We start from the raw sequence: 19,307 nt of genomic DNA, 5'->3' as shown, positions 1-19,307 counted from the left end.
GACTCAAATTGTGCTGGGCTGGATTGGAAATCTTCATTTCGGGTAAAGCAATCATATGAAGAAAATCCAATGGACGAATCTTAAGGAGGAATCAATGTTTATGGAACGCAGCACTGAAACTGAGGCAATCATGCCGATGACATCGATCCGCAGCGGCTCGGGCATCGAAATCGCTCCGGATACGTATTGCTATACGACGAAAATCTCCAATGTCTTCTTGATCGGAAACCCCTCTATCAGCCCGCGCTGGGTATTGGTGGACGCTGGCATGCCGCATTCCGCCGAAAAGATATTAAAGGAAGCCGAGAAACGTTTCGGCCCGGATCAGCAATTGCAGTCAATCTTGCTGACGCATGGCCATTTCGACCATGTCGGCGCACTCATCGATATTCTTGAAAAGCACCCGGTCCCTGTCTACGCACATCCTGAGGAATTCCCGTACTTGACCGGAAAAGAAGATTATCCAGAGCCCGATTCCACTGTAGAAGGCGGAATGGTCGCGAAAATGTCCAAGACCTTCCCAGTAAAAGCCATCGATATTTCCGAGCATTTGGTCGAGCTTCCGGCAGACGGGAGCATTCCCGATTTACCGAATTGGCGCTGGCTCCACACACCCGGCCATACAAAAGGCCATGTCTCGTTCTTCAAGGATGTCGGCCGCGTATTGATCGCAGGGGATGCGTTTGTCACGGTCAAGCAGGATTCACTTTATAAAGTGATGCGCCAGAAAAAAGAAGTGCATGGCCCGCCGGTTTATTTAACGACCGATTGGCGCGCCGCCTGGGAATCAGTGTCCAAACTGGTCGACTTGAAACCTTCTTTCGCTGCCACCGGGCACGGCAAACCGATGAAAGGTTCTGTTTTGGCTAAAGGGCTGGTCGAACTGGCGGATCATTTCCCTGAGATTGCTGTTCCATCTTATGGAAAGTTTGTCCATACGAAATGAAAAATTAAAAGAGCGCTTACATAAGCGTTCTTTTTTATTGCCCATAAAAGTTTTGAAACTTTTCAGAAATCACGTTTAGCATTTCCTGAATATGGGTATATATAATATGCACTCCCGCCTTTTTCAGGGAGGAACTAACGAACGGAGATGAACGACAATGACTAAACAAGTGCTTTTTGTATCAGACCATGGCGATCCTTTGGCAAAGCTCGGCGGGAAACAAGCAGGCGGCCAAAACAATTACGTCAAGCAACTGGCACTCGCTCTTGAAAATAGAGGGTGGCAAATTGATGTCGTCACCCATTGGTGCGATGAAAATGCCCCACAAATTGAACATTTCGGCGAACACTGCCGAGTGATCCGTGTCGAAGCAGGCTATAAAGGATTCGTTTCAAAAAATGAAATGTACTCTATGCTTCCGGCTTTTTATGAAGAAATGAAGCGCTTATTGCCGCTTTCAAATTATGATATCGTCCACACCCATTATTGGCTGTCAGGATTGATCGGCAAGAAACTCAAAGAAGAGTTCGGCTTGCCTTACATCCATACTTCCCATTCGCTCGGCTGGGCTAAAGAAGAAGCAACCGGCACCCATGATGCCCGCCGCGAAAAAGCGGAAGAAACCGTACTCGCCCACAGCGACCGCATCCTGGCGACAACCAATACAGAAAAACAAGTGATCAAAGAAAACGTCCCTGCCGCTTCTCCCATCTCAGTAATCCCCATCGGAGTCGACGAGGCGTTCCGCGTCCGCGGCAGCCGTCATCATATCCGGAAAAAATTCGGCTACGAAGACCCTCTCTTCGTCTTTGCAGGCCGTCTCGAAGCGACCAAAGGCATTTTCACTTTATTGAAAGCCTTCAAGCTTCTTGCAGAAAAAAGCGGAGACCGCTATACGCCTGAATTAGTGATTGCCGGCGGCGAACCCGATGCGATCGATTCGAAAACAGGTTTGCCGAAAGACCCGGAACTGCGCCAAGCAGTGAAAGGCATCGAACAGCATGTCCGCTTTGTCGGGCCTAAAGATCAGGAGCAGTTGGCCTTGCTGTTCAACTCAGCTACCGCTACCATCGTTCCGAGTTTCTACGAATCATTCGGCATGGTCGCAGCCGAAGCACAAGCTTGCGGCAGTCCCGTCATCGCCTCGAAAGTCGGCGGTTTGAAAAATGTCGTAGAAGATGGCGTCAGCGGCTTGCTCGTTCAAGCACAGAACGAAATCGACCTGGCGATTGCCATGGAAGTGCTATCCGTCAACTCGTTGCTGGTTGAGCGCCTGAGCCGCCAAGCGGTGCGCATCGCCCGCAAAGATTTCAATTGGGAAAGCATTTCGAAAAAAATAAATACATTGTATGAGGTGATGATCCGTGAACGGAGTAACGCACTTGCTGGCGACCGACCTGGACGGAACCTTAGTCGGTGATAGAGCCGGACTGAAGGAGTTGCTGGATTTTTATGAGCAGCAGCCTTACGAAGTCGGCTTGATCTATATCACCGGCCGCCATCTCGCTTCGGCACGCCAGCTGATTGCAGATGAAGGGCTCCCGATTCCCAAAGCGCTCGTCACCGACGTCGGGACCGAAATCTATATGGGGACCGGTTTTTTGAAAGACGAACACTGGGAAGCCCATTTGATGGACGATTGGGCTCCCGAGCAAGTCGAAGCGCTAGCGAAGACAATCGACGGCTTGGCCCCGCAGGATTTGCCTGTGACAAGCCGGCGCTCCTACCATGTCACGGATGCACAAGCGGTCGAACAATTCCGCAATCTGCTCGAAGCAGAACAAGTGCCCCATAAGCTGATCTTCAGCGGCGGCAAGGATTTGGATATCCTGCCTCCAAATAGCGGAAAAGGCCAGGCGCTCCGCTATTTATTGGAACGCCATGAAATTTCCGATGCTAAACTGCTGGTCGCGGGTGATTCCGGAAATGACTTGGAAATGCTGACGCTCGGCTTCCCTTCCGTCATCGTCGGAAACGCCCAGCCGGAACTCAAAACCCATGAAGAACATCCGCTCATTTTCCGCGCGAATCGCCATTGCGCCGGCGGAATTTATGAAGCGTGGAACCATTTTCATGTAGACTGAACCCTTTGGAGAACTTGTTTCTTCCAAAGGGTTTTCTTGTGGCGCTATGGGTAATCATTTGTTTTTTCAGCCATTTCGTTTATATTTAGTAGGAAGACATTTTACGAATCAAGTGGGCCTCGCCCATACATAAGCACGTTTAAAATCCACATAAAGGAGGACTGAAGATGAGCAAAGTCGCCAATCTGCAAAAAGAATCACTCGCGATGCTGAAACAAACAAGCCGGACCTTTTTCATTCCGATCAGCTTCTTGGATCCTGTCCTGAAAAAAACCGTCGGCTCCGCCTATTTGTGCATGCGTGCAATCGATGAAATTGAAGATCATCCCGAGCTTCCAGCTGAAGTGAAAGCGTCTCTTCTGCGCTCCATCCAACATATGCTCGAAACGGATATCGACGAAACGGAATACGCGGCACTCGTCGCCCCATACGCGGACTATTTGCCATCCGTGACGATGCGGCTTCCGGACTGGGTCGAAGTATGCCCGCCCGAAATCCGCGGAAAAGTTCTTGAATCGACAGCCATCATGGCTGGCGGCATGGCCAAATGGGTCGAAAAAGACTGGGTCATCCATACGCGCGAAGACCTGGACGATTACACCTATTATGTCGCTGGGCTCGTCGGCGTCATGCTTTCCGATCTTTGGAGATGGCATGACGGCACTGAAACCGATACAGAACTCGCCATCGGTTTCGGCCGTGGTTTGCAGGCCGTCAACATGCTGCGCAATTACGATGAAGATTACGAACGCGGCGTCACGTTCGTCCCGGACGGCTGGACGCGCGACGATATGTTCAGCTACGCACGCGAAAATCTGTCGCAAGCTGACCAATATGTAAAATCCATCAAAAATAAACGCATCCTCATGTTCTGCAAAGTGCCGCTCGCCCTGGCCCACAGCACCTTAAAAGCTCTCAAGTCCGGCAAGGAAAAAATGAGCCGTCAGGAAGTCGAAGGCATTGTCGAACAATTAAAAGAAGAAGAACGCCTCAGCTAAATAAAACTGCACTCGCATCCGCAGAGTGCAGTTTTTTTGTAGTCAATGAAGCAGGGAGCCAGCTAATGACAATAAAATTTATAATAAGGAAATAACATCCACCTAACACTTTCTTTCTTTCAATTACACAACTAGTCTATACTAGAGGCAATAAACAATTATCCACAAAGGAGAATGGCCATGACCGTCACCATTATCAGTGTGTTGACTGCTGCAATTTTCATCTTGAATATTTTCCTTGCAGCAGCGCTGGTGTTTTTGGAACGCCGGGATGCTTCCTCCACTTGGGCATGGCTATTGGTGCTATTCTTTATCCCAATTGCCGGCTTCTTCATCTACCTGTTGCTCGGCCGCAAGCTGAGGCAAAAAAAGCTTTTCAAATGGGAAGAAGGCCGAAAGCGGATTGGAATCGAAAGCTTGATTGCCCATCAAATGAATGAAATCCACGACGGCACTTTCCCTTTTCAAGATGTCAGCACGAAAGATTACAGCAATTTGATTTACCTCCATTTGCGCAATAACGGTGCGTTGTTGACTCAAAACAATCATGTAAAAATCTTCAACGATGGCCGGGAAAAATTCGATGCCCTCATTCGCGATATCGAACAGGCACAGGACCATATTCACATCCAATATTATATCTTCCGGCTGGACCAGCTCGGCAATCGCATCATGGAAGCTTTGCTCGCCAAGGCGAAAGAAGGCGTGAAAGTACGCCTGCTATACGATGATATGGGCTCCCGCAGTTTAAGCAAGCGCCATTTCAAGGAATTTTCAGCAGCCGGCGGCGAAGTGGAAACCTTCTTTCCTTCCATCATGCCGATCATCAATCCGCGGCTGAACTACCGCAACCACCGCAAAATTGTCGTCATTGACGGAAAGGTCGGCTATATCGGCGGTTTTAACGTCGGGGAGGAATATCTCGGGCTCAATCGCCGCTTCGGCTATTGGCGCGATACGCATCTCCGCTTGGAAGGAAATGCGCTTTACCCGCTCCAGACGCGCTTTATCCTCGACTGGAACCAGGCTTCCGCGCGGCGTGACATCGTGTATGATGAAGCGTACTTCCCTCCACAACCCGAAGAGGGCTCGACTTCGATGCAGATTGTCTCCAGCGGCCCGGACGAGGAATGGGAACAGATCAAGGACGGCTATTTAAAGCTGATCCATTTGGCGCGCGAGTACATTTATATCCAAACGCCGTATTTCATTCCGGATGCGAGCTTCTATGATGCACTGCGGATCGCGGCGCTGTCCGGAATCGATGTGCGTATCATGATCCCGAACAAACCGGACCATCCATTCGTCTACTGGGCGACGTATTCCTATGCCGGACAGATGCTGCGGGCTGGCGCGCGGGTGTTCATCTACGATAACGGCTTCCTGCATACGAAAATGATTGTCATTGACGACGAAGCGTCGACGGTCGGTACAGCGAATATCGATGTCCGCAGCTTTAAGTTGAATTTCGAAGTGAATGCCTTTATCTATGACGAGAAGGTGTCGATGGAGCTCGCGGATATGTTCAGGCAAGATACGGAATTGTCGTCAGAGCTGACGTATGAGATGTACATGGCGAGAACCCGCATGATCAAATCGAAGGAATCCATCGCCCGCCTATTGGCACCGATTCTGTAATCAAACCAGTGAACGCCCTTTCCATTTGGAAGGGGCGTTTTTTCGTTTGGTGAATTGCATATATGGTGGATTCTTTTCATCGGAAAATGATAGAGAAAATGTATGGAGGTGGAGATTACGCTCCAGGGAGGACGCTTGGGGCTCGCAGGATGCGAGTCATGCAGCTGATGCGACAGGACGTCGCGCTTTCAGCTGCCCGAGGGATGGGGCGGGTGTTGAGCCAATGTGCTGCAAAGGATGCAGCACATTTGTCTCGCCAGCCCGCGCAGTCCCCCAGGCGTCGCCTCCCTTCCGCTTCATCTCTAGTTTTAGAGAGGAAATGAAATTCATCACACATTGAAGTAAGTGTGAAAAACTTTAACCATCTTCGTAAATTCAAATTGAATAACACGTGGAAATTCTCTGCAATTATCAAGTCCAGCTAAGCGTCCCCACCAGCCGATGAAAACAACTAACAGTGACACGTCTTTGCACTCAATATCCAATGAAATCTTAAAGCCGAACCGCGCACACGGGCGAGCCGGAGCCATAAGACAAGTGCCCTTCTTGGCTTATTGCGGGAGGCATGCCCAAAGCGGGAGGCGGCTACTCAGAGATGCGCGTAACAACGAACGATACATTTCAGTATCAAGTCCAGCTAAGTGTCGATACTAGCGGATGAAGACAACTAACAGTGACACTTCCTCACAAATAATATCCAACAAAAAACCGGCCGCTCTTCCTTTTCAGGAAAACGGCCGGTTTCATTTATTTGCTTGTCACTCAAATTCCCAAATATTCTTCCAAGGTGATGTTCTGGTTATAGATCGCGGTGGCTGCTTCTTTTCCAACATAGCGGAAATGCCAAGATTCGTGCATATAGCCCGTGATCTGTTCTTTTCCTTGCGGGTAGCGCAGGATGAAGCCGTAATTATGGGCGTTTTCTTTTACCCATTTGCCTCCTGCCGTGTCACCGAAGGAAGAAGATGCCCAGTGCTGTTCCTGGCCGGCTTCGCCGATATCAAAAGCGAGGCCGGTCTGGTGTTCGGAGTAGCCAGGGCGTGCGCTGTAGCGGTCGGCTGCTGCTTGGCCATCTTTGGCGACATAGCCTTCGTACAATTGTTTTTGGCGTGCAAATTCGCGGTATGTGCTGAATGCGACCAATTGCAAGCCATCTTTGGCAGCTGCTTGTGCCATCGAGTCAAATGCTGCGCGGGCCTCCGCGTTTTCGCCAGGTGCATACGTTTCAGGCAGCGGGTGCTGTTTATTCGCCAGCAGGATGCCGTTCACGATTGTAGGTTCTGATGGCAATTGGTCGATCTCCGGATAGACAGTGGCGTCTTTCGGAGCAGGTGCAGGCGTTTCTTCTTGCGGCTGCTCTTCCGGTTGTGTTTCAGGCTGTTCGGTTTCTTCTGTCGCTGCTTGTTCTTCTTTCACTGCCGGTTCCTCCTGTTCTGCCGGAGCTTGCTGCTCGGTTTCTGCCGGTTGTTCGGTAAAGGCCTGTGCCAATGCTTTCATGCTTTCTTCTGTATCCCAATTATGCATAGAGAGCCAGACTGCGGCAATTGCTGCCCAGATTGCTGTCATTGCGATCACCATCCATTTTATATAAAATTTCTTGTCGAAGTCGTTTTTCTTGTTTGTCGGTTTCATGGGCTGGCCAACTTTCCTGTCAATTCCTTTTCCATTCTATCATTTTCTTTCCGGAAATTCCCCTGGCGCGAAAATATTTCGGTATACTTTAATCAGACTTCTGGAAAAGAGTGGAGATTTATTCATGCACAATCAAAAATGGCTATCATTGAACTTTTTTGCGTTTTTCTTTACATGGGGCGTCTTTCTGCCTTACTGGACTGGCTGGCTGACAAATGAAAAAGGGATGAGCGTTTCGGCAGCCAGCGTCATCATGGGGACCGGCATGGTCGCGCGGTCATTGTCGACTTTATTTTTCTTCCCGCTCCTGACGCGGCTTTTCTCGCTTGGGCGCTTGATGCAGATTCTCGCCATCGCTTCGTTTGTGGTAATGGCGTTCTATATCCCGGCCAATTCCTATACCTTGCTGTTCATCATCACATTTGCGTTCAGCTTTATCTATCCGAATCTATTGCCTGCGATGGAAAGCGGCGCGACCGTATTGATGCAGACCGACCGCATCCATTACGGAAAAAGCCGCTCTTATGGCTCGCTTGGCTATACGATCGCTTTATTGATCGTCGGGGCAGCGACCGCCATCTGGCAGGAAAATGCGATTTTATGGATCATGCTTTTGGGCTTGCTGTTCATGGCGGTCACTCAATCGCTTGCTTCTCCGGTCCCGCTGCAATCGCGGCCCGCACCTAGAACGAAGAAAGGGCCGAGCGCCACGGCGGAGTTGCTGAAATCAAAAGGGTTTTTGACAGTCCTATTGGTTTCCATCCTGCTGCAGGGAGCGCATGCGTCGTATTATAATTACGGCTTTATCTATCTTCAAGATATCGGCGTCAATAGCTTTTACATCGGCCTAATTTTGAATGTGGCGGTGATTTTTGAAATCGTCTTTTTCGTCAAAGCTGATACATTATTCGAGAAATGGTCGGTGTCCTCAATGTTCTTGCTGGCGGGGATCGGCTCGACCGTTCGCTGGATCTTGATTTTTCTGTTCCCGTCGGTCTGGGTGTTCATTTTGGCGCAGACGCTTCACGCTTTGTCTTTCGGCGTCGCGCATTTCGCCTTTATCCGCTATATCTTCAAAAAGCTCGATCCTGTCAATATCCCTGCGGCGCAAGGCATGTATGCCGCACTCGGCATGAGCTTGAGTGTCGCACTTTTGACTTTCGCGGGCGGCTATCTATACGAAATCGCCCCGGGCTATTCATTCCTCGGGATGGCGGCGTCTTCGTTCCCAGCAGTGGTGCTGGTGTTGTTGACACGCAAACGCTTCGCTTATTAAAAATATTTAGAAATAATTTTCTGACCCCCTTAACGGCCGCAATTGCTGCGAATAATTTGGCATAACTGTTAAGGGAGCTGGGAATTTTGAAAGAGATATCAAAGCATGACCTGCTGACCCTCATGAGTCAGTTGGACTTTCTTCTGGAAGAACGCAAAAAAGATAAACACCATCATACAGAAACAGCACAGGCTAATTAGCCTGTGCTGTTTTTTCATTAGATGAAGATCGTGCCAAGAACAACGAAGAACAAAACGACGAAAATGATTGCCATCCCTTTCATCCATTTCGCTTCGCGGTCCATGCCGCGCTCTTTCATTTGTCTATAGCGGAACGTGTTCGTCAAGACGAACAAGAGCGTCATAAACAATACGGCGATTTCCATGCTGCCCATGAACAGGAAGCCGATCGCCAATATGCTGAGTAATAAAATCAACACGCCTTGTAAAACCTTTGGATTCATAATGATCTCTCCTAAAAAAAAAGCCGGCAGTTGCGCCGGCTTTTTTGGTTATTTGTTCTTGTCGGCTGTTTCAGTTTCTTCAACAGCTTCCAACGCTTTTTCCGGATGTTCCGAATAGAATTTCCGGCCGATGAATGTCTGGATGATCAACAAGATCCCGCCGACTGCCCAGTAGACTGGCAGCGCAGCCATCGATGTGAACGAGATGAACATGATCATGATCGGAGACAGGTAGATGAAAAATTTCATCTGTTTCTGCTGCTGTTCCGGCATGGTCCATAGCGACACTTTCGCCTGGAAGAAGTACACCGCACCCGCAATCAGGGTCATGGCAATATCCGGCGAACCGAGGTTGAACCAGAGGAATTCATGCGATCGCACATCCGGCGAATAGAGAATCGCGAAATACAAGCCCATGATGATCGGCATCTGGATGACGACCGGCAAACAGCCCATATTGAGCGGATTGACGTCATGTTTCTTATACAGCCCCATCATTTCCTGCTGGAGCTTCATTTGCTCTTCTTTATCCTTCGTTTCTTTCAAGCGCTTCTGGATGTCTTCCATTTCTGGACGCATCTTATCCATCTTCACTTTCATGCCTTGCTGGCGTTTATATGTGCGCAGCATGAACGGCATCAAGACGAGGCGGATGATGATCGTGATGACCACGATCGCCATGCCGTAGCTGCCCCCGAAGAGGTTCCCTAAATAATCGAGCGAGAAATCAAATGGCGCTACAAAAATCGTGTAGAAAAATCCTTCTTTGTTTTCAACTGCTGAACAGCCGCTCAAGAAAGCGATCGTTGCCGCAAGCATGAGCAGTAATGTAAGTTTCTTTTTCACGTTTGTCACCTTCACCTTTTTGGACTACTAAGAAGTATAACGATATGGACGCAAAAATTCAATGCACTGTCCCGGGACTGGCTGCTTTTTTCATTTCTTGTGACAAAAATTAGGCATAAGAAAAAAGGAGAATTGCTTCTCCTTTACTTGGCATTCGGCAAGGTATAGCGGAAATAAGGAATATGCTGGCTGTCGCGGAATTGCTTCGGCGTCACCGAGGTATATTTTTTGAAGATCCGCGTGAAATAGCTCTGGTTGCAGAAATGGAACTGCTTGGAGATATCCGAAATCCCTTTATTGGAATGGCGCAAATAATATTGCGATTCTTCCACGCGCCGAACGTTCAAGTATTCCACCAATGTAATCCCTGCATGTTCGCGGAAAATGCGCGACAGGTGGCTGGTCGAAATATTGAAGTGTTTGGCGATTTCCTCTACTGACAAGTCGCGCTCCACTTCGTCGTTGATGAAAATGACTACTTTGTTGACGGTTTGGTGGCCGAATGACGGCTGTTTGCGTTCCGAGATGATTGATGTGAAAAACTCGATCAATTCATCGGCCACGTACATGAATTCCGAATCATTCATATGCTTATCGACCAACTCGACGCAAGCTGCATTGAAAGCGAACGCTTTTTTCGGCGGTACGCGCATTTCATACAATTTACGTGCCATGACGGACGATAAAATGATGTAATAATTGCGGACGGTACGGATGATGTCTTTTCCTGCATGAAGGGCGAGCATATCAATCAATTCACGCAATGTTTCTTTGGCACGGTCTTTCTCCAGGTTGTGGATTTCGTGCATCAATTGAGTCTCTACTTCAAAAAAACGTTCGAGCCCCTCCAGTTGCGCGACGTTTTCCGTTTCGTTCATAAAGATTCTGGAAATAGTTTCCTGAATGGATGGTGTTTCGAGTATATTCATCTTCTCCCCGGCTTTCTATGTAAAAAATTTAACGAACTTATTCATTTAATGAACTACTTGAATAAATAATAATAATAGCGTTTTACAGATAAATTTACAAGTTTTTAAGTAAATTGAGCTAATTTATTTTTCAAACATATGACATCGGTAACAGTTAAAACCAATTATACACTTAACTGTACGTTTCAGCGACGAAAAAGTTCCAATTTCCAATGTTTTTACAAAAAATTCAAAACAGGCCGTCGATGATACACGGCCTGTTCTGTGCTGCATTTATATCCGACTTGAATGTGCCCAGGGACATTTTTAGTCAGTTTCCCCAGGAACGACCGCCCGTATGTGGCGCGGCATGATTTCAATATCAAATGGCGTGGTGCTGCCTTCATCGCCGTCGATATTACACGACAAAGGTTCGCTCGTACGGATCGAGACCCGCTTCGTATGGATGGCTTCCACCGACGGGTCTTCTTCGAATTTGCCACGCACCAAAGCCGTCGCCATGCGGACAAACGCCGGAAGCGCAGCATTTTCGACAATATACAAATGGAGCAGGCCGTCGTCGGTCAATGCTTCCGGCGCCAGCTTTTCAAACCCGCCCACCGAATTGGTCAATGCCACCAGGACGAGCTTCGCCTCCCCTTCCCAGGTGCCGTGGTCATGTTCGATAACGAATGTCGTAACTTCATCGGAAGTGACTGCTTTGACTCCTTCGACGAAATAAGCAAAAGCCCCGAGCTTGGTCTTTTGTTCAGGCTCCACTTCGTAGGTGGATTCGGCAATTTCACCGATTGCCAGGATATTCATGAAGTATTGATCCCCCACTTTTCCGATATCCACGCGTTTTTCACGTCCCGTTTTCAAACCTTCTATCGCTTCTTCCGGATCCAATGAAATGCCGAGCGCACGGGCGAAGTCATTGACTGTACCGAGTGGAACCAACCCGAAAAGCGGTTCATGTTCTTTTTCCGCCAAACCCGACACCGCTTCGTTGATCGTCCCGTCCCCGCCCATCGCCACAACGAGGTCATAGTGCTTTTCGCAGGCTTCTTCAGCAAAGAGCGTGGCATCTCCCGGGCCTGTCGTTTCACGCGTATCGGCTTCATAGCCCATCTCGATTAATGTCTTTTCCGCAAAATCTTTATAATCTGCCGCTTTTTCCTTCCCTGAGGAAGGATTCCATATGAACATCGCTTTTTTCATCTTTTCCCCTCCGGTGCTATAATAAGGTCATGTATTTCAATACCCTAAACATCGCGGAATGTAATCCACCTTGCCGCATTTATTTCATTTCAATCAGGCGCCTGCTCCGGCCCTGGTGAAAATGCGCCGCAAAAGTTGGAAGTGCTATACATCATCATATCTTAAAGGAAGTTGGGGACCACCTTGCGCTTTTTCATCTATCTTATCATCTTCTTCGCATTTTTCGATTTGTTTGCCCAATTGCCGATCATCAGTCCGTTTGCCGTATCACTCGGTGCGGGACCGTTTTTGGCAGGGCTTGCTGTCGGGATGTACTCATTGTCGAACACATTCGGCAATATCATCTCAGGTATCTTCTCCGACCGCAAAGGGCCTTTTGCCATCTTGCTGACGGGGCTTGCTTCGACAAGTGCGGCGCTGTTCATCTACGGTTTGGCGGACGGCCCTTACAGCCTCCTCGCCATCCGTTTTTTACATGGCTTAGCGGCCGGGTTGACGGTACCGGCCGCGTTCACTTATTTAGCGAACCGCACCGACCATAGCCGCCGCGGTAAAAATGCAGCGATTTCCGGCGCCTTCGTCGGGCTTGCGGCAATCATCGGCCCCGCTTACGGAGCGATTTATACAAGCCGCGGCAGCGTCCCAGAGACCATGGCCGTCACGGGCACCTTAATCGGCTTGCTCGCGATTGCTGCGTTCTTCCTGTTGCGGACGCATCAAGTGAACAAGCAAACGGATCGTTCACCTGCCAAACGTCCAGCTTTCCAATGGAACGCGGGGCTTTGGCGATCGTTTTCAGGCGCATTCTTCCTGATGTTCTCCCAAGGCGTGCTCGCTTATATGCTGCCGCTGAAAGTGGAAGCGCTCGGGCTTCCCACTCAATTGAGCGGCTTATTGCTGAGTGCATTCGGTTTAGCGGCCATCCTGGTCTTCCTATTGCCGATCAACCGGCTGTTCGATGCCGTGCGCCCGATCATCACGTTAATCATTGGCTTTGCGGTCATGGGCACTTCGTTGTTCGCACTCGCCAATATCTCAACAGAACCGCTATTATATGCGGCAATGTGTACGTATGGATTCGGTTTCGCGCTGTTGTTCCCTTCGATCAATTCCTTATTGATCGATGCCACAGAACCCGCATCAAGAGGGCGTGCTTACGGATATTTTTACGCCTTCTTCTCCATCGGCGTAGTCGCAGGCTCTGGAGTCACCGGGGCTTTGGCACTCACTGCAGACGGCGGTTTCCTGTTCAGCGGCTCGCTATTGCTGTTGATCGCTTTGGCCAATTGGCTGACGCTCAAACGCTGATTTTCTTGGCCATGAAAAAGACCGCCTCGGCACAGGTGCCAGGGCGGTCTTTTAAAGTTTACAGTTTATCGGTATTCAAACGCGGCTCGGCTGAAACCGAATCGGTATTCTCTGATTTTTCTTCGCTATCATCGTTTGACGAAAGCTTCACATCGTCGTTAGCTTCCTTCTTTTCTTTCTGTTCTTTTTCATTGTAGTACTGGACAGTTGCTTGTGTGCCGCCTTCTGCCGTCATCTTGTTTTCCTGCAGGTCGGTCTTGTCCAAGCCTTCAGTCTTTTGGTCTTGCTGATTTTTGTTCTGGTCCAAGTTTTGGGATTCCATATACTCGTTCACCTTCGCTTTCACGTCATTAAATGCAACAGTTGCTTTCTCGCGGTTTTCCGGTTTTTTGAAATATGCGTATGCACCGGCTGCTAGCCCTGCCAAAAGCAGGCCTCTGCCGCCACCTTTTTTCCTAGCCATTTGCAGCACTCCTTTTACTTTTCTTGTTATTCCTTGTTTACCCTAATCGCCTAAAGCTAATCATGAATCATTCAGCTGTTTCGGCCGCAGATCGTTTCATATCGATATGCGGGATGCCATCCTCATCGTAAACTTCCGAAATCGCTTCAAAACCGAATGAGCCATAAAAATCTTTCAAATACTCTTGCCCTTGCAATTGGATCTCGGGTTCTTTCCATTGTTCGTCAATATAGCGGATCGAGCGCTCGAGGAGTTCTTTTGCCAGCCCGCGGCCACGCGCCTCTTTCCGGACGATGACGCGGCCGATCGATGGCGCATCGTATTTTTTCCCTGCCGGTACCAGCCGGGCATAGGCAAGCACCTTGCCGTCTTCTTCATACACGATATGGGTCGAGACTTCATCCAAGCCGTCCAATTCCGGATACGGGCAATTCTGTTCTACAACAAATACTTCGACACGAAGCTTCAATATATTGTATAATGCTTGTGCTGTGAAGTCGTCAAATTGATAACTTTTCCACGCCATAATCAATCGCCTCCTGTGATTTCATTATTCCACATCAATGGCTATTCAGGCTAGAGTTTGATATGATAGCAAAAATAATTCCAGAGGTGATCGCATGATTCGCACAGGTACACCGGCAGATATCGAATCTGTACGGGAAATCGCTCACATCAGCTGGAATGATACGTACGAAGGGATCATTCCATCTCCCATACAACAGAAGTTTTTGGAGCAATCTTATTCAACCCCGATGCTCGAAATGCGCATGGAACGGACGATCCTCCTGCTTGCCGAACAAGACGGGCAGGCTGTGGGCTTTGCGAACTTCACGAAAGTCGATGAAGACGGCGACGCCGAATTGATCGCCATGTACATGAAGCCCGAGCACCAGCGTTCAGGCTTCGGTAAGAAGCTGCTGTCGGACGGCTTGTCGCGCTTAAAAGGCGGGCAGCAATTATTCGTCTACGTTGAAAGCGAAAACCAAAAAGGCCGCAACTTCTACGAAGCGAACGGCTTCCTCTTGCTTGAAGAGTTCGAGGAATTGTTTGAAGGTCACCCCCTTCAGACAGCTAAATATGTTTTCGATCTTTCTGGCCAAGCGCAATAACCAAGAGCCAAACAAAAACCCCTCGAATTCGCTTCGAGGGGTTTTTTCTGCTTGGATCGATTTGGCCTTTCTTATAACGGGCGGTATGGCGTGTCGTCTTCACGTGTTACCGCATCACTTCTTGTGGCCGGTTCATTGCTGCGGCCCATCAATTCATCTTCACGGAGCGGCGGCTTGCGCACGAAGCACATAATCGCAGCGATGTAGAAGAGGATGGACGTCAGTGACAAGATCCCGGCGAAGATTCCGGCAAGGATGAAGAAAATGCCGGCCGTGCTTGCCTTATCGAATGATTTCAATTTTGTCATAGCCAAAATGGCGAAGACGGTACTGATTGCCAATAAGATGACCAACACCCAACCCACGACATCGAATCCTGCAATAAATGCATTGAATGTATCGACTGCCATTTGCGCTTCCTGCGGGCTTGTCATCATGGGGTCATTGCGCAAGTCCTCTTCCATCTGGCGGTGCATATCGCTGTTTTCGAACCCAACCAAACTGGTGATGAGGATGATTGACAAAATAATGCCGATTACATTGAAAACGATGCCGATGATGCCAAGAGCTTTTTCCCCTGTCCTTTTGATGGACCCGTAATTCTCTGGTGCCTGATTCATAAAAAAACCTCCTATTTCTGTTTCGGATACTCTGCTGCAGTGGATATTCCACATTGCGCGCAGCCTCTCCGCTTTCCTTATTATGTTTCTACCCTCATACATACGCTTTCATGCCGTTTAAGTTTCGCATTACTTTAATTCCCGCCAAAAAATTAATAAAACTTGTTTAAGTTTTATTAAGCTGGGTATTTTATTACTATCAGCAACAAAAAGACAAATTATAAAAGGGGTTCTAAAAAATGGAAAATAAACTAATTTTTAACCAAGCAGATTTCATGTACGGAGTAGGCGGCGCATCCATCCTTACAGCCATCGTGTTCTTCATGACAAGCCTGTAAGAAGGAGTGAGCTTATGAGTCAAACATTCATCAATACATAGAAAAGCAATCCATCCCAAAAGGAGACGGATTGCTTTTTTTGCGTCTTGCTATATGCGGTTAGCTGGATCAGGCTTTGACATCGTTGTATTCATCAGAACGCTCGAACGCTTCCGCTACATACGAACAGACCGGTTGCATCTTGAACTGATTTTCACGCGCATAGGCTGCTGCATGGTCGACCAGTTTCTTGGCAAGCCCTTGATTGCGCAGGCTTTCTTCGACATAGGTATATTCCATGACCATCAAATCAGCCAGCTGTGTCCAGGTGATTTCCGCTTTCACTGTATCGCCTTCTGTCTCACGAAATGCAAATTCATCTTGCCCGAGTTCTGTAAATTTCAATTCCATCGGTCCAATTCCTCCTTATGTCCACTTTATCTCTGCAGGTGAATCGAAACTTCATGCCGCTAAAGCTTCCCCGCCAGTTAGCGGTTGATTTTCAACGGGCGAAGAGAGTCTTCGATTTCCTTGCGCCTTGGCTCAAGGAATGGCGGCAAGGCCAAGCCTTCGCCAAGTTCGTCTGCGTTTTCATCAGTCGCAAAGCCGGGCTCATCTGTCGATAACTCAAACAGGATCCCGTTCGGCTCCCTGAAATAAATCGCTTTGAAATAATAGCGATCCACTTCACCCGAAGTTTGGAAGCCATTGGCGCGCAAATATGCGTTCCATTCATTATACTCTTCGTAAGTTTTCACGCGGAACGCTACATGATGGACGCTTCCCCGGCCGGGACGTTCTGGCGGGAGATCTGAGCGTTCCTCTAAATGTATTTCGCCGCCAGGGCCGCCTTCTCCTGTCGTGAAAACGATTATTTCAGGCTGCCTTTCCACTTCGGGCGCATAAGCACCGGCTTTTGAAAAGCCGAGAATATCCGTCAACACCTTGGCTGTGCGTTCCGCTTTCCGCACTGTCAGCCTGACAGGCCCGAGCCCACGAATCGCGAACTCTTCCGGAACACTCGCTTGTGTCCAAGGCTCGCCGAATGGAATGCCTTCTCCATTGTCGACGACAAGCATCAGGCGAGATCCTTCAAAGTCCTGAAATTCTACGGTATCCCGGCCGAAGCGCTGTGTTTTTTCGCTGTGCGGGACGCCAAACTCACTGAAACGTTCCAACCAATAATCAAGTGCTTCGCTTGATGGGAGGCGGAACCCTGTATTGCTGATGGAAGTAACACCCGGGTAGGTCCTGCCTGCCATCGGAATATCAAAATAAGTCATATCGGTTCCCGGCGTCCCTACTGCGTCGGCATAAAATAAATGGTAGGAAGATGGGTTGTCCTGATTGACGCTTTTTTTGACGAGGCGCATCCCAAGAATGCGCGTGAAGAAGTCATGGTTTTTATCTGCGTTGGCTGTAATGGCTGAAACATGGTGAATGCCTGCAACTTGCATGAAAAGCACCCTTTCTTTATCTCGAATTCGAGATTGTTACTTTTAGTTTATCATTCCTTGCGGTTTTTCTGCAAGACTGCTGTTTCTGCTTTGCGCTCAAGTTGATGAAACGCAAAAAAAAAACTGTCCTGGAAACCATTTTCATGATTTCCCAGGACAGCATTGTTTTCTATACTTTTATTTAAAACTTCATCATTGAGCAAAGATGGCTCAGTTGAACCAACCGCGAACGGTATTGGCCAGATCGCGGAAAAACTGTTTAACGCTTTCCCAGAACCCTTCGTCGTTGACGATTGTGCCGATTTTGTCTTCAATCGTCTTGCTCAAATCTTCCAGTTCAGTCGACCATTTCGAGAAATCGATATCGAGCTGGCGGATGCGGTCCATCAAATCGACCAGCAATTGGCGGTCTTCAGGGCTTAATTCGATCTGAAGGCGGCTCAATTGCTCTTCGACAATCTGCTCCACGTCTTCACGTGTTGCCGGATTCTGCTCAGCAATCTGCTTTTTGATTTCCGTCAGCAATTCGCTGACTTTTTCCTGGTCAACGCCACCTTCGGATAATTCCGTGGCGACGGATAATTCATCGTTGGCGACATCCGTCCGCTCAGGGTCGAGCTGTTCTCCGTTCACTTCATAGGCTTTGTAGATCCCGACAAGCGCAGAATGCCCCGTTACCGCTTTCGGCGCAGCCACTTCCACGGTGGCGTTTTCAATGCCTGCCGTCAGCATGGCATTGGCGTACATTTCTGTCGTCACTTGGGTGATATTGTCGGGCGTGGCGATTTCGATGACCAGGCCTTCACCTTCGTCAGTGCGTGTAATCTTGGCAGAGGAATACATACGCGCACGCGCGTCACCGTCTGTAATGTATTTGACCAGGTCCTGCCCGGTTACTTCAATTTCTTCTACTTCAGCTTCTCCTGCAACGTCCAGGCTTTCAGCGACTTGCGCCTTTTCATCTGCAGACAAATCGCCTCCGTAGACGACGATCGGCAAGCCGAATTTCTCATTTATCCCGACATTCGCGGATGCTGCACCGGCAAAAGCCAACACGAAGGCAAGCGCCAAAGCGGCAAGTGTCATTGTTTTTTTCATCTTTTTTTGCCCCTTTCTTCAAATATTAGTACGCATTTGAGGCAGAAAGGTTCCTTAACCGAGCAATTTTGTCCAGCCGTCTTCTTGCACGATGCGGCGTTCTTTGTAAAGACGGCCGAGCGCACGCTTGAATGCTGCTTTGCTCATGCCGAACATTTCCATGATTTCATCAGGCGACGATTTGTCCGTAAACGGCATTTGGCCGCCTGCATTTTCCAAATAGCGCAGGATTTCTTCTGCATCATCCGACAGGCGTTCCTGTTTGCGCGGCAAAAGAGACCCGTTGAGCGTGCCGTCGTCTTTGACATCGATGACACGCACCGTTTTTTCTTCGCCGAGGCGCGGTTCTGCTTCGCGCTCTGTTTCATGGACAAAGACACGGTAGTTTTCCGGCACCGACAGCATGAATGAGCCGACTGGCAACAGGCGGTAAGCGCGTGCTTTCAAATCTTTGTTATAGACTTCAGCAGGCGCACGCTCACAAAGTTCAAGCACCTTTTCTTCTGTCGCCAAGCGTCCGTATAGATCACCGTAGCGGTCTGTGCGAAGCGTCATGAAAATATGGTCGCCTTGAGCTGGCCATAGTTCCTGCACCGGCGGTAAATCAGCAGGCAGGACGTAAACTTCGCGTGTCGTTCCGATATCGACCACTGCGCCTTCTCGCGGTGAAACCTTCAATACTTTAGCCCAGCCATATTCACTCGGCAAAATATGCGGGATCATCGGCGTGGCGGAAATGCCGCCTTGGCGGTTGCGGTACAAGAAGACTTCAATCTCCTCGCCTACCTCTTGTCCTTCTTCAATTTCCGATGCGTTCATTGTCACTTCATCCCCGGAACCATCCGTTAAGATCCACTGGGAAGTGGAACGGTCTTTTATGTGCAATAATGCTTTCAATCCTGGATGCAAAGCCATGCTGC

The 19,307-nt window shown here is 48.9% G+C and carries 20 protein-coding genes; 8 read left to right on the top strand and 12 right to left on the bottom strand.

Translation table 11 applies throughout. From position 1 onward, the window contains the following. Positions 1 to 94: 94 nt before the first annotated feature. From M1Q06_RS02780 to cls, 5 genes are all read left to right on the top strand, one after another. Positions 95 to 946, top strand: a complete 852-nt coding sequence (locus M1Q06_RS02780; RefSeq protein WP_434401445.1) for an MBL fold metallo-hydrolase — start codon at positions 95 to 97, stop codon at positions 944 to 946. A 157-nt stretch (positions 947 to 1,103) separates the two neighbouring features. Beyond that, on the top strand, positions 1,104 to 2,366 hold the full coding sequence (locus M1Q06_RS02775; protein ID WP_434401443.1) for a glycosyltransferase: 1,263 nt from the start codon (positions 1,104 to 1,106) through the stop codon (positions 2,364 to 2,366). After that, positions 2,311 to 3,030, top strand: coding sequence for an HAD-IIB family hydrolase (locus tag M1Q06_RS02770; protein ID WP_434401441.1), 720 nt, complete (start codon positions 2,311 to 2,313; stop codon positions 3,028 to 3,030). The genes M1Q06_RS02775 and M1Q06_RS02770 overlap by 56 nt, the downstream gene beginning before the upstream one ends. A gap of 167 nt (positions 3,031 to 3,197) precedes the next feature. Then, on the top strand, positions 3,198 to 4,028 hold the full coding sequence (locus tag M1Q06_RS02765) for a squalene/phytoene synthase family protein (protein ID WP_101189495.1): 831 nt from the start codon (positions 3,198 to 3,200) through the stop codon (positions 4,026 to 4,028). A 180-nt stretch (positions 4,029 to 4,208) separates the two neighbouring features. Then, positions 4,209 to 5,666, top strand: a complete 1,458-nt coding sequence (gene cls, locus M1Q06_RS02760; protein ID WP_434401439.1) for a cardiolipin synthase — start codon at positions 4,209 to 4,211, stop codon at positions 5,664 to 5,666. Between the two features lie 762 nt (positions 5,667 to 6,428). Here the strand turns inward: cls and M1Q06_RS02755 are convergent. Further along, positions 6,429 to 7,298 (bottom strand): M15 family metallopeptidase, encoded by an 870-nt coding sequence (locus M1Q06_RS02755; RefSeq protein ID WP_434401437.1) that lies wholly within the window; start codon positions 7,296 to 7,298, stop codon positions 6,429 to 6,431. A 124-nt stretch (positions 7,299 to 7,422) separates the two neighbouring features. On the opposite strand from M1Q06_RS02755, the gene M1Q06_RS02750 reads away from it, so the two are divergent. Then, the gene (locus tag M1Q06_RS02750; RefSeq protein WP_434401435.1) at positions 7,423 to 8,574 is read left to right on the top strand and encodes a 3-phenylpropionate MFS transporter; all 1,152 of its coding nucleotides are present in this window, start codon (positions 7,423 to 7,425) and stop codon (positions 8,572 to 8,574) included. Positions 8,575 to 8,791: 217 nt separating this feature from the next. On the opposite strand, the gene M1Q06_RS02745 is transcribed toward M1Q06_RS02750, so the two are convergent. The 4 genes from M1Q06_RS02745 to M1Q06_RS02730 all read right to left on the bottom strand — a co-directional run bounded on the left by M1Q06_RS02745 (position 8,792) and on the right by M1Q06_RS02730 (position 12,012). Then, positions 8,792 to 9,037, bottom strand: a complete 246-nt coding sequence (locus M1Q06_RS02745) for a hypothetical protein (RefSeq protein WP_274624886.1) — start codon at positions 9,035 to 9,037, stop codon at positions 8,792 to 8,794. 48 nt (positions 9,038 to 9,085) lie between these two features. After that, positions 9,086 to 9,883 carry a membrane protein insertase YidC gene (gene yidC / locus M1Q06_RS02740; protein WP_058381803.1) on the bottom strand — a complete coding sequence of 266 codons (798 nt, stop codon included), beginning with the start codon at positions 9,881 to 9,883 and terminating at the stop codon, positions 9,086 to 9,088. A 143-nt stretch (positions 9,884 to 10,026) separates the two neighbouring features. Continuing rightward, complete coding sequence (locus tag M1Q06_RS02735) at positions 10,027 to 10,812, bottom strand: AraC family transcriptional regulator (RefSeq protein WP_434401432.1); 786 nt, start codon at positions 10,810 to 10,812, stop codon at positions 10,027 to 10,029. 306 nt (positions 10,813 to 11,118) lie between these two features. Then, positions 11,119 to 12,012: a diacylglycerol/lipid kinase family protein gene (locus tag M1Q06_RS02730; RefSeq protein WP_121300949.1), complete on the bottom strand. Its 894-nt coding sequence runs from the start codon at positions 12,010 to 12,012 to the stop codon at positions 11,119 to 11,121. Between the two features lie 183 nt (positions 12,013 to 12,195). Here M1Q06_RS02730 and M1Q06_RS02725 point away from each other — a divergent pair, with 183 nt between their 5' ends. Beyond that, entirely contained in the window at positions 12,196 to 13,320 is a 1,125-nt protein-coding gene (locus tag M1Q06_RS02725; protein WP_121300948.1) for an MFS transporter, read from the top strand. Between the two features lie 58 nt (positions 13,321 to 13,378). Here M1Q06_RS02725 and M1Q06_RS02720 read toward each other — a convergent pair whose 3' ends face one another. Both M1Q06_RS02720 and M1Q06_RS02715 read right to left on the bottom strand, forming a co-directional pair. After that, positions 13,379 to 13,783, bottom strand: a complete 405-nt coding sequence (locus M1Q06_RS02720) for a hypothetical protein (protein ID WP_121300947.1) — start codon at positions 13,781 to 13,783, stop codon at positions 13,379 to 13,381. 67 nt (positions 13,784 to 13,850) lie between these two features. Next, positions 13,851 to 14,309, bottom strand: a complete 459-nt coding sequence (locus tag M1Q06_RS02715) for a GNAT family N-acetyltransferase (protein ID WP_434401430.1) — start codon at positions 14,307 to 14,309, stop codon at positions 13,851 to 13,853. A 94-nt stretch (positions 14,310 to 14,403) separates the two neighbouring features. Between M1Q06_RS02715 and M1Q06_RS02710 the strand changes: the two genes are divergently transcribed. Further along, positions 14,404 to 14,895, top strand: coding sequence for a GNAT family N-acetyltransferase (locus M1Q06_RS02710; RefSeq protein WP_101189486.1), 492 nt, complete (start codon positions 14,404 to 14,406; stop codon positions 14,893 to 14,895). Positions 14,896 to 14,966: 71 nt separating this feature from the next. Here M1Q06_RS02710 and M1Q06_RS02705 read toward each other — a convergent pair whose 3' ends face one another. The 5 genes from M1Q06_RS02705 to M1Q06_RS02685 form a co-directional block, all read right to left on the bottom strand. Next, positions 14,967 to 15,515, bottom strand: coding sequence for a DUF4064 domain-containing protein (locus tag M1Q06_RS02705; RefSeq protein ID WP_434401427.1), 549 nt, complete (start codon positions 15,513 to 15,515; stop codon positions 14,967 to 14,969). Between the two features lie 446 nt (positions 15,516 to 15,961). After that, complete coding sequence (locus M1Q06_RS02700) at positions 15,962 to 16,243, bottom strand: GNAT family N-acetyltransferase (RefSeq protein WP_121300945.1); 282 nt, start codon at positions 16,241 to 16,243, stop codon at positions 15,962 to 15,964. Between the two features lie 77 nt (positions 16,244 to 16,320). Next, positions 16,321 to 17,289, bottom strand: a complete 969-nt coding sequence (locus M1Q06_RS02695; protein ID WP_434401425.1) for a ring-cleaving dioxygenase — start codon at positions 17,287 to 17,289, stop codon at positions 16,321 to 16,323. 210 nt (positions 17,290 to 17,499) lie between these two features. Further along, positions 17,500 to 18,387 carry a DUF1002 domain-containing protein gene (locus M1Q06_RS02690; RefSeq protein WP_274624893.1) on the bottom strand — a complete coding sequence of 296 codons (888 nt, stop codon included), beginning with the start codon at positions 18,385 to 18,387 and terminating at the stop codon, positions 17,500 to 17,502. A 54-nt stretch (positions 18,388 to 18,441) separates the two neighbouring features. Then, positions 18,442 to 19,302 (bottom strand): CvfB family protein, encoded by an 861-nt coding sequence (locus tag M1Q06_RS02685; protein ID WP_121300942.1) that lies wholly within the window; start codon positions 19,300 to 19,302, stop codon positions 18,442 to 18,444. Positions 19,303 to 19,307: the final 5 nt, after the last annotated feature.

It is taken from the genome of Planococcus sp. 11815 (assembly GCF_051096385.1).
GTDB lineage: Bacteria > Bacillota > Bacilli > Bacillales_A > Planococcaceae > Planococcus > Planococcus citreus.
Note: the sequence above shows the minus strand (reverse complement) of the source record. Positions and strands in the feature narration are given on the sequence as shown.

Bases quoted from the DNA above. Each gene is read 5' to 3' on its own strand.
- M1Q06_RS02780 (WP_434401445.1), top strand. From the start codon at position 95: ATGTTTATGGAACGCAGCACTGAAACTGAGGCAATCATGCCGATGACA.
- M1Q06_RS02775 (WP_434401443.1), top strand. From the start codon at position 1,104: ATGACTAAACAAGTGCTTTTTGTATCAGACCATGGCGATCCTTTGGCA.
- M1Q06_RS02765 (WP_101189495.1), top strand. From the start codon at position 3,198: ATGAGCAAAGTCGCCAATCTGCAAAAAGAATCACTCGCGATGCTGAAA.
- cls (WP_434401439.1), top strand. From the start codon at position 4,209: ATGACCGTCACCATTATCAGTGTGTTGACTGCTGCAATTTTCATCTTG.
- M1Q06_RS02755 (WP_434401437.1), bottom strand. From the start codon at position 7,298: ATGAAACCGACAAACAAGAAAAACGACTTCGACAAGAAATTTTATATA.
- M1Q06_RS02750 (WP_434401435.1), top strand. From the start codon at position 7,423: ATGCACAATCAAAAATGGCTATCATTGAACTTTTTTGCGTTTTTCTTT.
- M1Q06_RS02745 (WP_274624886.1), bottom strand. From the start codon at position 9,037: ATGAATCCAAAGGTTTTACAAGGCGTGTTGATTTTATTACTCAGCATA.
- M1Q06_RS02735 (WP_434401432.1), bottom strand. From the start codon at position 10,812: ATGAATATACTCGAAACACCATCCATTCAGGAAACTATTTCCAGAATC.
- M1Q06_RS02730 (WP_121300949.1), bottom strand. From the start codon at position 12,012: ATGAAAAAAGCGATGTTCATATGGAATCCTTCCTCAGGGAAGGAAAAA.
- M1Q06_RS02720 (WP_121300947.1), bottom strand. From the start codon at position 13,783: ATGGCTAGGAAAAAAGGTGGCGGCAGAGGCCTGCTTTTGGCAGGGCTA.
- M1Q06_RS02715 (WP_434401430.1), bottom strand. From the start codon at position 14,309: ATGGCGTGGAAAAGTTATCAATTTGACGACTTCACAGCACAAGCATTA.
- M1Q06_RS02710 (WP_101189486.1), top strand. From the start codon at position 14,404: ATGATTCGCACAGGTACACCGGCAGATATCGAATCTGTACGGGAAATC.
- M1Q06_RS02705 (WP_434401427.1), bottom strand. From the start codon at position 15,515: ATGAATCAGGCACCAGAGAATTACGGGTCCATCAAAAGGACAGGGGAA.
- M1Q06_RS02700 (WP_121300945.1), bottom strand. From the start codon at position 16,243: ATGGAATTGAAATTTACAGAACTCGGGCAAGATGAATTTGCATTTCGT.
- M1Q06_RS02695 (WP_434401425.1), bottom strand. From the start codon at position 17,289: ATGCAAGTTGCAGGCATTCACCATGTTTCAGCCATTACAGCCAACGCA.
- M1Q06_RS02690 (WP_274624893.1), bottom strand. From the start codon at position 18,387: ATGAAAAAAACAATGACACTTGCCGCTTTGGCGCTTGCCTTCGTGTTG.
- M1Q06_RS02685 (WP_121300942.1), bottom strand. From the start codon at position 19,302: ATGGCTTTGCATCCAGGATTGAAAGCATTATTGCACATAAAAGACCGT.